16 protein-coding genes are annotated in these 14,246 nt (G+C 52.4%); 10 read left to right on the forward strand and 6 right to left on the reverse strand.

Annotated elements, in window-relative coordinates:
• Nucleotides 1-802: 802 nt before the first annotated feature.
• The 3 genes from BBA90_RS03750 to BBA90_RS03760 all read right to left on the reverse strand — a co-directional run bounded on the left by BBA90_RS03750 (nt 803) and on the right by BBA90_RS03760 (nt 2,737).
• Nucleotides 803-1,732 (reverse strand): DMT family transporter, encoded by a 930-nt coding sequence (locus BBA90_RS03750; protein ID WP_084798743.1) that lies wholly within the window; start codon nt 1,730-1,732, stop codon nt 803-805.
• Nucleotides 1,732-2,319 carry a TetR/AcrR family transcriptional regulator gene (locus BBA90_RS03755; RefSeq protein WP_065647982.1) on the reverse strand — a complete coding sequence of 196 codons (588 nt, stop codon included), beginning with the start codon at nt 2,317-2,319 and terminating at the stop codon, nt 1,732-1,734. Before BBA90_RS03755 ends, BBA90_RS03750 begins: the two co-directional genes overlap by 1 nt.
• Nucleotides 2,320-2,497: 178 nt before the next feature.
• Complete coding sequence (locus tag BBA90_RS03760; RefSeq protein ID WP_065647983.1) at nt 2,498-2,737, reverse strand: biofilm development regulator YmgB/AriR family protein; 240 nt, start codon at nt 2,735-2,737, stop codon at nt 2,498-2,500.
• 433 nt (nt 2,738-3,170) lie between these two features.
• Between BBA90_RS03760 and ycgZ the strand changes: the two genes are divergently transcribed.
• The 3 genes from ycgZ to BBA90_RS03775 all read left to right on the forward strand — a co-directional run bounded on the left by ycgZ (nt 3,171) and on the right by BBA90_RS03775 (nt 4,185).
• Nucleotides 3,171-3,413, forward strand: a complete 243-nt coding sequence (gene ycgZ / locus BBA90_RS03765; RefSeq protein WP_065647984.1) for a regulatory protein YcgZ — start codon at nt 3,171-3,173, stop codon at nt 3,411-3,413.
• Between the two features lie 107 nt (nt 3,414-3,520).
• On the forward strand, nt 3,521-3,787 hold the full coding sequence (locus BBA90_RS03770) for a hypothetical protein (protein WP_065647985.1): 267 nt from the start codon (nt 3,521-3,523) through the stop codon (nt 3,785-3,787).
• A 140-nt stretch (nt 3,788-3,927) separates the two neighbouring features.
• Nucleotides 3,928-4,185 (forward strand): biofilm/acid-resistance regulator YmgB/AriR, encoded by a 258-nt coding sequence (locus BBA90_RS03775; RefSeq protein ID WP_065648047.1) that lies wholly within the window; start codon nt 3,928-3,930, stop codon nt 4,183-4,185.
• Between the two features lie 254 nt (nt 4,186-4,439).
• Here the strand turns inward: BBA90_RS03775 and BBA90_RS03780 are convergent, their stop codons facing one another.
• The 3 genes from BBA90_RS03780 to BBA90_RS03790 form a co-directional block, all read right to left on the reverse strand.
• On the reverse strand, nt 4,440-4,697 hold the full coding sequence (locus tag BBA90_RS03780) for a hypothetical protein (protein WP_065647986.1): 258 nt from the start codon (nt 4,695-4,697) through the stop codon (nt 4,440-4,442).
• A 62-nt stretch (nt 4,698-4,759) separates the two neighbouring features.
• Nucleotides 4,760-5,005 (reverse strand): hypothetical protein, encoded by a 246-nt coding sequence (locus tag BBA90_RS03785; protein WP_040113408.1) that lies wholly within the window; start codon nt 5,003-5,005, stop codon nt 4,760-4,762.
• Between the two features lie 356 nt (nt 5,006-5,361).
• Nucleotides 5,362-5,598: a DUF2171 domain-containing protein gene (locus BBA90_RS03790; RefSeq protein WP_065647987.1), complete on the reverse strand. Its 237-nt coding sequence runs from the start codon at nt 5,596-5,598 to the stop codon at nt 5,362-5,364.
• Between the two features lie 211 nt (nt 5,599-5,809).
• On the opposite strand from BBA90_RS03790, the gene BBA90_RS03795 reads away from it, so the two are divergent.
• The 7 genes from BBA90_RS03795 (at nt 5,810) to BBA90_RS03825 (ending at nt 14,127) form a co-directional block, all read left to right on the forward strand.
• The gene (locus BBA90_RS03795; protein ID WP_065647988.1) at nt 5,810-6,610 is read left to right on the forward strand and encodes a glucose 1-dehydrogenase; all 801 of its coding nucleotides are present in this window, start codon (nt 5,810-5,812) and stop codon (nt 6,608-6,610) included.
• Nucleotides 6,611-6,721: 111 nt separating this feature from the next.
• The gene (locus tag BBA90_RS03800; protein ID WP_065647989.1) at nt 6,722-8,260 is read left to right on the forward strand and encodes a methyl-accepting chemotaxis protein; all 1,539 of its coding nucleotides are present in this window, start codon (nt 6,722-6,724) and stop codon (nt 8,258-8,260) included.
• A 315-nt stretch (nt 8,261-8,575) separates the two neighbouring features.
• Nucleotides 8,576-9,307 carry a complement resistance protein TraT gene (gene traT / locus BBA90_RS03805; protein ID WP_065647990.1) on the forward strand — a complete coding sequence of 244 codons (732 nt, stop codon included), beginning with the start codon at nt 8,576-8,578 and terminating at the stop codon, nt 9,305-9,307.
• 673 nt (nt 9,308-9,980) lie between these two features.
• Nucleotides 9,981-11,318, forward strand: coding sequence for a fructoselysine/psicoselysine transporter FrlA (gene frlA, locus BBA90_RS03810; RefSeq protein WP_065647991.1), 1,338 nt, complete (start codon nt 9,981-9,983; stop codon nt 11,316-11,318).
• Between the two features lie 21 nt (nt 11,319-11,339).
• Nucleotides 11,340-12,362, forward strand: coding sequence for a fructoselysine 6-phosphate deglycase (gene frlB, locus BBA90_RS03815; protein ID WP_065647992.1), 1,023 nt, complete (start codon nt 11,340-11,342; stop codon nt 12,360-12,362).
• Between the two features lie 143 nt (nt 12,363-12,505).
• On the forward strand, nt 12,506-13,291 hold the full coding sequence (gene frlD / locus BBA90_RS03820; RefSeq protein WP_065647993.1) for a fructoselysine 6-kinase: 786 nt from the start codon (nt 12,506-12,508) through the stop codon (nt 13,289-13,291).
• A gap of 101 nt (nt 13,292-13,392) precedes the next feature.
• Nucleotides 13,393-14,127, forward strand: coding sequence for a GntR family transcriptional regulator (locus BBA90_RS03825; RefSeq protein WP_065647994.1), 735 nt, complete (start codon nt 13,393-13,395; stop codon nt 14,125-14,127).
• Nucleotides 14,128-14,246 lie beyond the last annotated feature (119 nt).

Raw genomic sequence — 14,246 nt, forward strand, 5'->3', positions numbered from 1 at the left:
CTGTTTACAAGTTATTTCCTAGCGTTATTAAAAATTAGGTTACTAAAATAAACCGGTATTGTGCAGGAGCTAATTTTTTTATGCTGGTAAGTCTAAGATGTAGCGCCAATATATTAATATTTCCCGATGCTTAATGGTGTTTTTAATATTTTCGATCTCTAATCAATTAGGGTGTTATCAAATGGCTTAATTTTTTTCTCGCCGATAAGTTTGAATTATTAGGGGGTTGGGTTTTTTGTTTTTTTGTCAACATCTTGCTGTTCTTGATATTTTTTTGATTTTTTTATTCGTCCCATCAGTTATAGGTTTTTTTATTTTTTATTTATTTTCAATGTGCTGAATCCTAATATCCAAGCCTTGTTCCTATATGCATTATTATAAAGTGGTTTGGTTTTTTTAATTTCTTACTAATTTCAATGGTGTTAATAATAAACATGAAGATCAATAAAGCGCTTGGTTAGTTTTGTTGTTATATATTTTATTTGGCTTTATGTTTATTATGGTTTTTATTTTAACTTATTGAAATTCTGTAAAGCTAAGGGGGTGGCAGAAATTACCTTTAAAATGGAGTTATTAATTATGAATTCAATCATAGAAGTGCGTAGGTAAAAGGATGTTTTATTAACTCACGTGTTAATTTGAAGGTGGTTTAAATTTATTTATGATTGGTGGCGGCATCATATCTAATTATAATGTTTTAAGTGCTGCCATTGCCATTATGAAATTTCCCCCTTTATGTTAGCGAAATTGAATTTATCAAGGCGATAGTTCATTCTCGCCTTGATACCTGTACCAGTTGTTATTAACTTAATAAACGGGGATCTTTGAGCAAATGCTTCTTTGCCGGCGCGGTAATAATGCCGAGGCAGACGACGATCAGACTGACACCTGCCCAGCCGGCAAAGGGCAGCCTTTCACCCACCAGCAGAACCGCCAGCAACGCCGCAATCACCGGTTCGAGCAGGGTGATGGTGGTGGCCATGCTGGCGGGGATACGCGCCAGGCCATAGCCGTAGCAGAGATAGCCGACAAACATCGGGATCAGGGCCATGTAGATCCCGACAGCCGCAGTGTTCCAGCTCGCCAGTAGCGGAGCACCCGTCATAAACAGTACGGGCATCAGCAGGATGCCGCCCGCACCAAACGTTGCTCCCATGGCCGCGCCGGATGCCACACCCGCCTGCATCAGGCGTCGCGCCGACCACGAATAGAACGCGTAGGTAAACCCTGCCAGCAGACCCAGAGCGATACCGCTCAGGGCGTGTTCGTTGCCGGCAGCCTCAGCCTCTCCGCTGCTCTGCGCCAGGCAGAGCAGTATCATTCCGGCGATCCCCGGCACTGCGCCGCACAGCCACTGCTTTGTCAGGCGCCCGCCGTCGAAGCGATACTCAATCAGAGCTGAAAGAAGCGGAGCCGAACCAATCGAAATCACCGTGCCAGTTGTGACGCCGGCATAACGCATTGAGGCATAGAAGGCAAGGGGATACACGGCAACCGCGAGCGCGCCGGTGACCAGAAAGTGCCACTGTGCGGCAATAAGCCGGCGCTGACGAAGAAGTGTGCCAGCCGCAATAAGCCCCTGTAATAAACCGCCGATGCCCATCGCTACGGCCCCAATCGCCAGCGGACTCAGCTCAGGGGCGAAGGTAGCCGCCGTGCCGGTGGTACCCCAGAGGATGGCGGCCACCAGCACGCCCGTTATGCCGCCCAGCCGTTGTCCCGATGAAAGCATCAGCACGCCTCCATCATCTGTTCAGCCATCGCGCGGGCCTGTGCCACACAGTGACTGCTCCCTTCCAGGCCTGCCCGGGAGATGCTGCCTTCCAGCAGGAAGGCGAAATGCTTTGCCACCAGGCCGGCATTTTTTTCCTCTCCGTGTATCAGCTCAGCCAGATGCGAAGCCAGAATCGCTTCAACTTCCTCTTTGTGTTCACGTACAGCCTGGCGTCCCGGTGCTCCGGCAGGCAACTCTGCAGCGGCATTCAGCAGCCCGCAGCCGCGAAAGCCGTGTTCATAAGCATACTCAGCGTGATCTTCATACGCTTTAAAGACGGCCAGAACCCGCTCCCGGGGCGTCGTAGCGATCTGACGCCGCTTTTCATACAGCGCCAGCCACTCTTCATGCCGCACCCTGAGATAAGCCGCTACCAGTTCATCTTTAGAGGCAAAGTTGTTGTACAGGCTTTTCTTTGCGACGCCAGCCCGTTTCACAATCGCATCAATGCCTGTGCCGCCTATTCCGTGGTTGTAAAAAAGAATGCGTGCGGCGTTGAGTAGCTTTTCATAAGCCGTTTCTGAATCAGCAGACTGTTGCGTCATTGTCAGCCCCAATGGCGTTGTGAGTAGGTAGACTAGTCTACCTACTCACAAGTGTATGGCAACCCCAGGAGGCATTCAGCGGAGTGAATGACTTTTTTATCCCGTTAACAAAGGGCAGGCGGAAAAAAGTGAATACAAAACAGCCCGCAAAAGCGGGCTGGCAGCATGATTAATGTTATTAACGGCCAAACAGCATAGCGAGCAGCTCGCGCAGATGCGCAGCCTCTGCGGCATTCTCGGTGCTGTCCAGCCAGCCGATCAATTTAAGGCACACTGCAGTTCGGGTAAGACGTCGCTCCTGACGAAGGATTTCGACAGTGATCCTGCCCAGCATTTCAATCTGGCAGGGGTGCGTTACCCTGCTGAAGTAGCCAGTCAGCCCGATTGTATTTTCAGAAGGCAGTCCGTCCTGGCGCATTGAAATACCTGAAAGTTAATAGAGGGGTCGTGCGCAAAGTAAACGATGCGTAGCGATGTGTACAGCGTTGATTTGTAAGAGCGGCCGCAGACTGGTCTGGATCTAATAAATATCTATAAGTTACAGTCACCTATACAATTTATTTTTCTGATGATTAACAATTCATGCAGGGATAGCATCCTCTTTCTGAAGACAAAGCATTGCCTACAAGCTTTCTGCATCAGTTACTGCTTTTTTATCGAAGCTGCTGATATAGCTGTACAACTTACTTATCCTTATTTTCATTTATAACCCCATGATAAATAGTGCTTAGCATTTTTTGCAAAAAAATCAAGCCAGGGGATATACACAATCGCTGTACAAGTTTATCAATGTTGTATAACTTTACGCTCATTGAGCGATGAGTATATTTCAACCATTACAGAGGTTCCCCATGCGCCAGGACATTGCGAACTATCCAACTACAGCAAATGATATTGCCCATTACTTCAGCAAGGTTTCCGTACCGGGACAGCAGGAAACGTTGGGCCAGATTGTGGTAGAAATCCTGCGTGCGGGTAAAAATCTTAATCGCAAAGCGATCTGTTCAAAGCTCTTACGTCGTCTGGAGGTCGCAGCGAGTGTGGAAGAAGAGCGTCACTACCAGGCGCTTATCGGGCTGCTGTTTGATCGCTGAGACGCCTTCAACCGCGTGTTCAGTTTATCCTGCAGCACTTTCAGGGCTGTCCGGACTGGCAGCCAGATATCACTGCCGGAGCAGGCACGCAAATATAAGAAGCGGGTATGCAACGAAGTAACCTGGAAAGACTGACTGATATCGTTATCGGCGAAGCAGTAACATTACTGCTCGGTGATGCCGGCCGTATCAATTCAACCGCTCTGGTTGCTACTCTGAAGCGAATGGCAGCGCTGGAGTCACATCCTGAACGGCTGGCGGCACTGCAGTGTGCACTGGATGAAGTAGCAAAAGAGTTTCCGCGCGCGCGGCAGACTCAGGATATGCCGGTGATGGCGCTACAGTCGGTTCAGGCAGGCAGTAAAAAGCATTAAGAGATATATTCGCGCAAGCGAAGTGTGGCAATAAGCCCGCAGGATGCGGCCATCTGCGGATGGCCGTCTTTATTTCAGGCAGTTAGCCTGGTAACTCAGCCGCTGGTGCGGAATTAAACGGAAAGACTATGCAGCAAGAAATGCAGCACACCCAAACGACCGAAGCCGACATCATTCACCATTTTCGTCACGCTGGCGAGAAGCTGGCTGCTGAAACAGCCGTGCTGGATGCGGTCATCCGCGATATTGTTGTGCACGGCAAACGCGTCACCAGCAAAACCATTATCCTGTATCTTATCGCCGAGCTGGAAAGCACATCAGACATTGTACACCTTGATGTACTGCGTAATGCGCTGGAGATAGTGGTCGGACGCACACCGGACGACGAAGGTATTTAAGATTTTTATTCCTGCTGCACGCTCTGTGCGGCAGGAATGGCTGCTGAGGTCTCAAAACCACCCTTTGAAGCCCATACTGAGCAGCTCGCTGCAGCGATCAACGTAATAGCAATCCACACCTTCATCATCATTCTCTCCCTATCAGTAACGGCTTTAACGTTAAATAAGCCTGGCACGGATTACGCGATCTGCCTGGAGCAGATGAGACAAAAGGATAATTCCGATGTGAGTTTTTGCAGCTAAGGCCCGCTGCCTTAATGCACGTTATCTTCTGCCGTGTGAGATGCAGCGCTATCAGCCTCAACAGCTGTTGTTAACTGCATTTCGCGTCTGATGCCGTCAATAACATGTAATGCTGCGCGCAGATAGGTTTCATCAGCGTTGCTGCTGACTTTGTCATACAGCCGATCCAGCAGCATTTGCAGGGATATAGTAGTGCCAGCATCAAGCAGCTCCGTTACTGTTTCGCCGATAATTATTTCTGCCAGTTTTTCTTCTAGGTCACTTTTCATTACGCGGTCCGGCTGCAGGTTTCCCGGCGAGTCTATCACAGGGCATTGAGGCGTTGTCAGGCTCAGTCAGCCATCTCATTTTCATCAAGACGATAAAGATTGATATCGTTTCTTTCACGATAACGGGGCGGAAATACCATGGCGCCGTTACCATCCCCCAGATATTGCATACCCAAAGGCTCGATAATGGCATAGGGCTCTGCCAGTGCGCGGCGATAACGCAATATTTCGCGCGCCATTTCAACGGCTTCTGGGGAATTATTATCAGGGTTACCTGCTATATATTGCAGGCGTTCGTCGCTAAGCATCGCTGCCTCCTGTGTTGCTCTGACGCTTTACGGCTCTACCTACGTCGTGACTGGATGTCATCATAGCCAGAAGCGTGGCGGAAACCAAAGCCTGCGTTACGTTGTGATGCACACAGCAGGATGTTGTGAAGCGTAAAAGCAGCAGATCTATTAAATGAAAAGTCGGATTCTGCCATTGGACTTTTCAGAGGCCGGAGTAGCGGGAGAGGATTCTGTCAGGAGAGTCGAAGGATATTATCGATTGGATCGTGAGTTCTTTTCGTATCAGAAGCAATGCTTTTTGAATCAGCCGGTATTGGGCTCTTCACACGTGTAAAAACCAGACCGCAGCAGGGCTGCTGCGGTCCGACAACAGATTATGCGCTCTGCCACTCGGCTTCAACGTCATCCTTTGATTTGGAAAGAATGACTTTATTATCATCAACTTCTTTAACCCAGCTGAATGGGATGATGTGGTGCTTACCGCCCGCTTCCGGATCGCTTTTCGCCAGTTTGATTTTATCTTCGCCTTCGAAGTGATCGACAATGCCCACGTGCTCACCGTTGACGTCAACAACCTGTGCGTGATCCAGGATTTCTGATTTGCTTACCATATTGCCTCCGTTCTGTGAATGTAAATGCAGCAGTTCTGCTGCCGGACTGCTTAAGTCTGGTTATTAATCCGCAGATTTCCAGTAATTTACAGAATGAAATATTTAGGCGAACCGTGACGCGACCAATTCTGCTGCGCCGACTATGATTTCCTGTAGCCGCTGGCGGCACGCGCTGCCAGCCTCCTCTCTGTTCATAACGGGAATTAACAGCATGCAGATATCACTGGAGAAACAGGTTGCGCTGGTTACCGGCGCCAGTTCAGGGCTTGGCTACGCCTGCGCCGAAGCGCTGGCTGCGGCGGGTGCAGCGGTGGTAGTCAACTATAACAGCCAGCAGGAGCCTGCCGAGGCGCTGGCAGAAGCGATCCGGCAGCGCGGCGGTAAGGCGGTGGCGGTAGGGGGTGATGTCTCTGATGAAAAAGCCGTAGAGGCGCTGTTTGCTGAAACCATCAACCATTTTGGGCGGCTGGATATCCTGGTCGCGAACTCCGGACTGCAGCGCGATGCGCCAGCCAGCGAGATGACGCTGGAGGAGTGGAACAAAGTTATCCAGGTTAATCTCACCGGTCAGTTTCTCTGTGCCCGGGCAGCGCTGCGTCAGTTTCGCCAGCAGGAGAAACGTCTGGACGTGAGCCGCGCTGCCGGAAAAATCATTCATATGAGTTCGGTTCATCAGCTCATCCCTTGGGCTGGCCATATCAACTATGCCGCCTCTAAAGGGGGTGTCGATCTGCTGATGCGTAGCCTGGCGCAGGAGGTGGGTGAGGAGCGCATTCGCATTAATTCGATTGCGCCGGGGGCCATCAGAACCCCAATCAATACCGAAGCCACGGAGGGCGACGCGGAGAAAAAGCTGCTGCAGCTCATTCCCTATGGCCGGGTAGGCGATCCGGAAGATGTGGGTAATGCGGTGATATGGCTGGCCAGCGATTTATCCGACTACGTGCATGGCACCACGCTGTTTATTGATGGCGGGATGAGTCTCTATCCTGGCTTTCGCGATAACGGTTAAGCACTTACCAATTACGCTGTCGCAATCAGTCGATTGCGACACTTTCACGGCTAATGAGTTGCGTCGCCGGGCCGATATAACTAACTCTCCACCTTCAACCGGAAGTTAATTATGTCGCTGAAAAAATCCTCACTGCTGGTGTTCCTCACGATGCTGGTACTGTTTCTGGCCAGCGTGGCCATCAGCAGCTGGCTGCTGGTGCGCAGTAACGCCTCGCTGACCGCCGTTAACAAAGAGATCCGCGTAGTGCTCTCCGTTATCGATCCTATCAACCACAGCCGTACGCTGCGCGTCAGGGTGATGGAATATATGAAAGCGAGCGAGGGGGACGATACCGCATCAGCAGCGTCACTTGAGAGTGTTAAAGCGGTGGCTGTCAAAGCAGACGCGGCATTTCAGGCCTATATGGATGCCCCGCGTCTGGCCGGTGAGGCAGCAGAAGCAGAAGCTTACCGGCAGGCTTATCTCAGCTATCGCGATGAAGGGATCCGGCCGCTGGTGGCGGCCGCTGAAGCGCACGATCAGGCACGCTTTAAAGCGCAAATCCCGACCGTCGTCCGTCTCGATCGCCAGTATGAAATTATCCTCGATAAGGTACTGGCGCAGCATGAAGCTTATGCACGCCAGCTCAATGATGACGCACAACGTCACTTTCACTCCGGCCTGATGCTGCTGGTGCTGTTTGGTGCGCTGTTTGTCGGCATCATTGTTGTGATTTCACTGCTGATGCATCGCTTTGTGCTGCTGCCGCTCAGCATGGCAAAACAGCATTGCGATTTGATCGCCGCCGGCGAGCTTAACCGCCCTGTTCCGGCAAAGGGCGCGTCGCGCAGTGAAATTCAGAGTCTGATGGGCTCGCTGGAAGCGATGCGTCTCGCCCTGACACAAATCATTATGCAGGTACGTGACTCCGCGCATTCGGTCTCCACCGCCTCGGGCGAAATCGCAGCCGGAAACGTTGACCTGGCCTCGCGCACTGAGCAGCAGGCTGCGGCGCTGACGGAAACCGCGGCCAGCATGGAACAGCTGGGTGCTACGGTGAAGCAGAACACTGACAACGTCTTTGAAGCCTGCCGCCTGACAGGCGAGGCGGTGCAAAATGCGGAAACAGGTGAAAAAGTCTCGCGTGAGGTGATTGTGTCGATGGACCTGATCAACGCCAGCTCGAAAAAAATCGAAGAGATCATCTCGGTGATCAACGGGATCGCGTTTCAGACCAACATCCTTGCGCTGAACGCCGCTGTGGAAGCAGCGCGAGCGGGTGAGCAGGGCAGGGGGTTTGCAGTGGTTGCCGGAGAGGTCCGCAATCTGGCACAGCGCAGCGCGCTGGCAGCCAAAGAGATAGAGACGCTGATTGCAGAGTCGGTAGCGATTATCCACACCGGCTCGGAGCAGGTCAGCCGCACCGGGGAGGCGATGAGCGCTATCATCGCGTCGGTAAGCCGCGTTAACCTTTTGATGGAGCATATTTCCGTGGCGTCAGGTGAACAGAGTCGCGGCATCGGTCAGATTGAGAAAGCGGTGACTGAAATGGACTCTGTCACGCAGCAGAACGCTGCACTGGTACAGGAGTCAGCGGCTGCGTCAGCATCGCTTGAAGAGCAGGTACAGTATCTGACCCGTTCAGTTTCCACTTTCCATCTGGCATAAGCGCCCCGTGCCGGCTCTTTTTAAGGGGCTGGCAATCTCTCAGACCACAATACAGAACCTTTTGTGAACACTGCTTCACTATTAATGATTAAAAGAGCACATCTGAAAATTCATCTATAAAAAGCTACTATTTCAATGCATTAGAAATAGTGGTGCCTTTTTGACAAATTTATTTTCTTCAAAGCGTAAATTTATCTTACGCTTTGCCGATATTCCTCCCTGCCACCTTAGCGCAAACCGGTACGTTTGCGCCTGTTTTACAGGTGTGCTGCGGGCAAGAGTGCGCCGCAGTTAATTCTTCTCAGGGAGCAGTAAATGAACCATCGTAAACCCCTGGTGGCGGCCGTCGTCGCCTCCTGCATCGTTCTTTCCGGCTGCAGCGCCATGACTACCGCCATCAAAAAGCGCAATCTTGAAGTTAAAACGCAGATGAGCCAGACGGTATGGCTTGAGCCTTCCAGTCAGAAAACGGTCTATCTGCAGGTGCGTAATACCTCTGACAAAGATATGAGCGATCTGCAGTCGCTGCTGGCGCAGGACCTGCAGGCTAAAGGGTATACTGTCACATCCTCGCCCGATACCGCGTTCTACTGGATTCAGGCTAACGTGCTGAAAGCGGAAAAAATGGATCTGCGCCAGTCGCAAGGCTTCCTGGCGACCGGCTATGAAGGCGCGGTTACCGGTGCAGCGCTGGGTGCCGGCATTACGGCCTATAACGGTAACTCGGGTGGTGCGATGCTTGGCGTCGGTCTGGCCGCAGGCCTGGCAGGAATGGCAGCCGATGCGCTGATTGAAGATGTTAACTTCACCATGGTGACCGATCTGCAGATCTCCGAACGCAGTAAAAACGCCGTGACCACTGACAACATTGCCGCACTGCGTCAGGGCACATCGGGCATTAAGTTGCAGACCAGCAGCGAAGAGGGCAACCGCATGAAGTATCAGACGCGCGTGGTGTCCAACGCCAACAAGGTCAATCTCAAGTTTGAAGAAGCGAAGCCGGTGCTGGAAGCGCAGCTGGCGAAATCCGTGGCAGGCATCATGTAATCACGGGTGCCGCTGGTGCTTTCCGGCCGGCGGCAAATCACAACTGTATAACTCTGAATATACGTCCTGAATAGTTACAGCATCCCTTAACATGAAACACTAACCGGTGCCGGTTTGACGCACACAGCCCCTCTTTGACCCTTTCAACCTCAGGCGCAGATCTGAAACAGAGTTGCCCCTCCTGACCCGCCGCCGCGCCCGGCCCGCAGGGCCGGAATGAGTAGAATAAGTAAAAGAGTGCTGTAACTAACAAATCGTCTGACAGGAAAGGAATTGTCACTTATTTAGTCTGACCGTTACGCTTCCGGACGCACCTGCGACAGAGAATGTTTTGTCTATTGCCACCAGAGTCTGCTTTCAGGAACACAGACAGCAACCTGCCATACCCCGCTTTCTGCATTTAATCGTCCTCATGCGCCAGATATCAAAACAACTGCATTATCAGTTGCTTAATCAATAATCGCGTAACTGCTTTAGCGCAAGTGACGATTTTGTGATCTGCTTCGCCAATGCAATTCATTATATGTTGTTATATTCGTCATGCGTCATCCCATAATGAAAAACAGCAAAGCGCATTCCCGCCATCTTGTACACAGATAGTGCGGTGACCTGCTGCCTTCATTCAGGCGCACTTAACCCTACAACTCCATTTAATCATTAAAAAGGTAACGATATGGAAAGCCAGGAACTCCAACGCAAACTCGGCTTTTGGGCCGTGCTGGCCATTTCCGTCGGAACGACCGTGGGTTCAGGTATTTTCGTTTCGGTTGGTGAAGTAGCAAAAGCGGCAGGTTCTCCATGGCTTACCGTACTTGCTTTTGTTATTGGCGGACTGATTGTTATCCCGCAGATGTGCGTGTATGCGGAGCTCTCTACCGCCTATCCGGAAAATGGCGCTGATTATGTGTATCTGAAAAACGCGGGCAGCCGTCCGCTGGCGTTTCTTTCCGGGTGGGCCAGTTTCTGGGCAAACGATGCGCCGTCACTCTCTATTATGGCGCTGGCGATTGTCGGTAATATGGCCTTTCTGATACCAATCGACCCGTTCATCGGGAAACTCATTGCCACCGGTCTTATTCTGGCATTTATGCTGCTGCACCTGCGGTCGGTTGAGGGCGGCGCAACCTTTCAGACGCTGATCACTATTGCCAAAATTATTCCATTTGCCATTGTGATTGGCATCGGCGTGTTCTGGCTAAAAGGGGATAACTTTAGCGCACCCGCGACCGCCACCACCGGTACGGCGGCAGGGATCATGGCCCTGCTGGCCGGGATTTCCGCCACCAGCTGGTCATATACCGGTATGGCCTCTATTTGCTACATGACCGGAGAGATCAAAAATCCCGGTAAGACGATGCCGCGAGCGCTGATCGGCTCCTGTTTACTGGTGTTAGCACTCTATTCACTGCTGGCACTGGTGATCACAGGCCTGATGCCGTTTGACAAACTCTCCGCTTCAGGGACACCCATTTCCGACGCACTCACCTATATTCCGGCGCTCGGTAGCGTAGCGGGCATCTTTGTCGCCATCACTGCCATCATCGTGATTCTGGGCTCGCTTTCCAGCTGCGTGATGTATCAGCCGCGCCTCGAGTACGCGATGGCGAAAGATAATCTGTTTTTCAAAAGTTTCGGGCACGTACATCCGAAATACAATACGCCGGATGTCTCTATTATCCTGCAGTGCGCCCTCGGCATCTTCTTTATCTTTGTCTCTGACCTGACCAGCCTGCTCGGCTACTTCACGCTGGTGATGTGCTTCAAAAACACCCTGACCTTCGCCTCGATCATCTGGTGCCGCAAGCGTGAAGACTATAAACCGCTATGGCGCACCCCGGCATTTGGCCTGATGGCCTTTGCTGCTATCGCCTCGAGCTTAATTCTTGTTGCTTCCACCTTTGTGTGGGCACCCGTCCCGGGGCTGGTCTGTGCCCTGATTGTTATCGCTACCGGCCTGCCCGCTTATGCCTTCTGGGAAAAGCGCAACCGCCGTCTGGCTCATGTTTCTTAACCCTGTCTGGAGAGTTATTGCATGCTGAATATTGATAAAAACACGGTGGATTTCCTGGTAACTGAAAATATGGTCAGTGAAGTGGAGAAGGTGCTTGAGAAAGACGTTCCCCGCGTACATGCCATTGTTGATGAAATGATCGGGCGTGGCGTATATCGCATTTACTTTGTCGCCTGCGGTTCCCCGCTGAATGCAGCGCAGACGGCAAAGCATCTCGCAGATCGTTTCTCCGGCCTTCAGGTATACGCGCTTTCTGGCTGGGAATTCTGTGATAACACCCCGCATCGACTGGACTCACGCTGTGCGGTAATCGGAGTCTCTGATTACGGTAAAACTGAGGAGGTCATTCAGGCGCTTGAGCTGGGCGCAGCGTGTGGCGCGCTGACCGCCGCCTTTACCAAACGTACAGACAGTCCTGTTAATCAGGCTGCTCAGCATGTGGTGGCGTATGAAGCAGACTGCATCTGGGAAATCCATCTGCTGCTGTGCTACAGCGTGGTGCTGGAGATGATTACGCGCCTCGCGCCGCATACCGAAATCGGCAAAATCAAAAACGATCTGCGCAAACTTCCGCAGGCGCTCGGGCATCTGGTGCGCACCTGGGAGGAAAAAGGACGTCAGCTTGGCGAACAGGCCTCGCAGTGGCCGATGATCTATACCGTTGCCGCCGGTCCGCTGCGTCCGCTGAGTTATAAAGAGGGGATTGTGACGCTGATGGAGTTTACCTGGACCCATGGCTCAGTGATCGAGAGCGGCGAGTTTCGTCACGGCCCGCTGGAAATCGTTGAGCCGGGCGTTCCGTTTCTGTTCCTGCTGGGTAATGACGAGAGTCGTCACACCACGGAGCGCGCCATCCGTTTCGTGCGTGAGCGTACCGATAACGTGATTGTGATCGACTATGCCGACATCGCTCAGGGACTACACCCGTGGCTCGCGCCGTTCCTGATGTTCGTTCCGATGGAGTGGCTCTGTTACTACCTCTCTATTTACAAAGATCACAACCCGGACGATCGCCGTTACTACGGTGGCCTCGTCGAATATTAATCTCCTGCCCGGCCTCTATACAGGCCGGGCAGCACAGCAAGGAACAGAGAGATGAAAACGGGTAGGGTTGCCTGCGAACATCAGCGTTTAGCGCTGGCGCAGGTCTATTGCACTATGAGCGCGCCGCTCTCACAGGAGGGACAATGAAACGTCTGGCAACGGTAGGCGATAATTGCGTAGATATCTATCCTCAGCTGGGTAAAGCGTTTTCCGGGGGCAACGCTGTTAACGTGGCGGTTTACAGCACGCGTTACGGGATGCAGCCCGCCTGCGTCAGTTGGGTAGGGGAGGACGATTACGGTGCCATGCTGCGTCGCGACCTTGCGCAGCATGGCGTGGATATTTCCCGTCTGCGAGTGATGCCCGGTGTCACAGCGCAAACCCAGGTGGAGCTGCAGAATAACGATCGCCTTCTCGGTGATTATACCGAAGGTGTAATGGCAGACTTTCGCGTCGGTGAGCAGGAGCTGGCGTGGCTGATGGAGTTCGACATTATCCACTCTGCCATTTGGGGGCATGCAGAGTCCGCTTTTCCTGCACTGAAGGCGGCGGGCAAAATTCTGTCTTTTGATTTTGCCGATAAATGGGAAAGTCCGCTGTGGCACACACTACCGGAACATCTTGATTTTGTTTTTGCTTCGGCAAATAAAGATAATCCGTGGTTGCGCGACCGGCTGCAGAGCGTGGTGCAGTGTGGCGCGGGTGTGGCGATCGCCACGCTGGGAGAAAATGGCAGCCTGGCGTGGGATGGCACGCAGTTCTGGCTGATACCGCCGCAGCGCGTCGAAGTAGTGGATACCATGGGGGCCGGGGATTCCTACATCGCCGGGTTCCTGTGCGCTATCGCTAACGGGCTGCCGCTCCAGAACGCCATGAAACAGGGTACCCGGTGTGCTGCACGCACCATTGGCTACCATGGTGCGTGGTAAGCGCCGGCGCTGGCGTAACATTACTCGTGCCAGCGCCTGTTACTCATCCGGAAACGCTCATATAATCAACCCCACTCCTTTTACAACATCAGGGTCGATTCATGCCAGCTACGGAGCGCTACTCCCATCAACTCCTTTACGCCACTGTGCGCCAGCGCCTGCTGGATGATATCGCGCAGGGAGTCTACCGGGCTGGTCAGCAGATCCCGACTGAAAGCGAGTTGTGCACGCTCTATAACGTCAGCCGCATTACCATTCGCAAAGCGATCAGCGATCTGGTCAACGACGGCGTGCTGCAGCGCTGGCAGGGCAAAGGCACCTTTGTACAGAGTAAAAAAGTTGAGAATGCGCTGCTGACGGTAAGTGGTTTCACTGACTTTGGCGTGTCCCAGGGTAAGCCAACCCGGGAAGAGGTTATCGAACAGGAGCGCATCAGTGCCGATCCATTCTGCGAACGGCTGAATATACCAGGTGGCGGCGAAATTTTTCGCCTGATGCGGGTCATGTATCTCGACGATGAGCCGCTGTTTATCGACAGCTCCTGGATCCCGCTTTCCCGTTATCCGGCCTTTGACGAAATTTATACCGCAGGCGCCTCGACTTATAAGCTGCTTCAGGAAAAATTCGACACCCGCGTGGTGAGTGATAAAAAAACCATCGATATTTTTATGGCCACCAAAGCTGAGGCCCAAAGGCTGAAGTGTGAACTGGGCGAGCCGCTGTTCCGCATCAGCAAAATCGCTTTCGATCAGAATGCGAAACCGGTGCACTATTCGGAGCTATTCTGCCGCGCCAACCGGGTCAGCCTGACTATTGATAACCAGCGCCAGAAATGAAAAAGAGAACCGAAGCCCTCTTAACGGTTCCTGTCGCCGGATTATTTAAAACCGCATGCCGCTCATGTCCTGAGCGGCCCTTGTGCTCAAGCATCAGCAGCGCAGGATATTTCTGCTTA

Origin of the sequence: Pantoea eucrina, from assembly GCF_001691555.1 — a bacterium.
Taxonomy (GTDB): Bacteria; Pseudomonadota; Gammaproteobacteria; order Enterobacterales; family Enterobacteriaceae; genus Pantoea; species Pantoea borealis.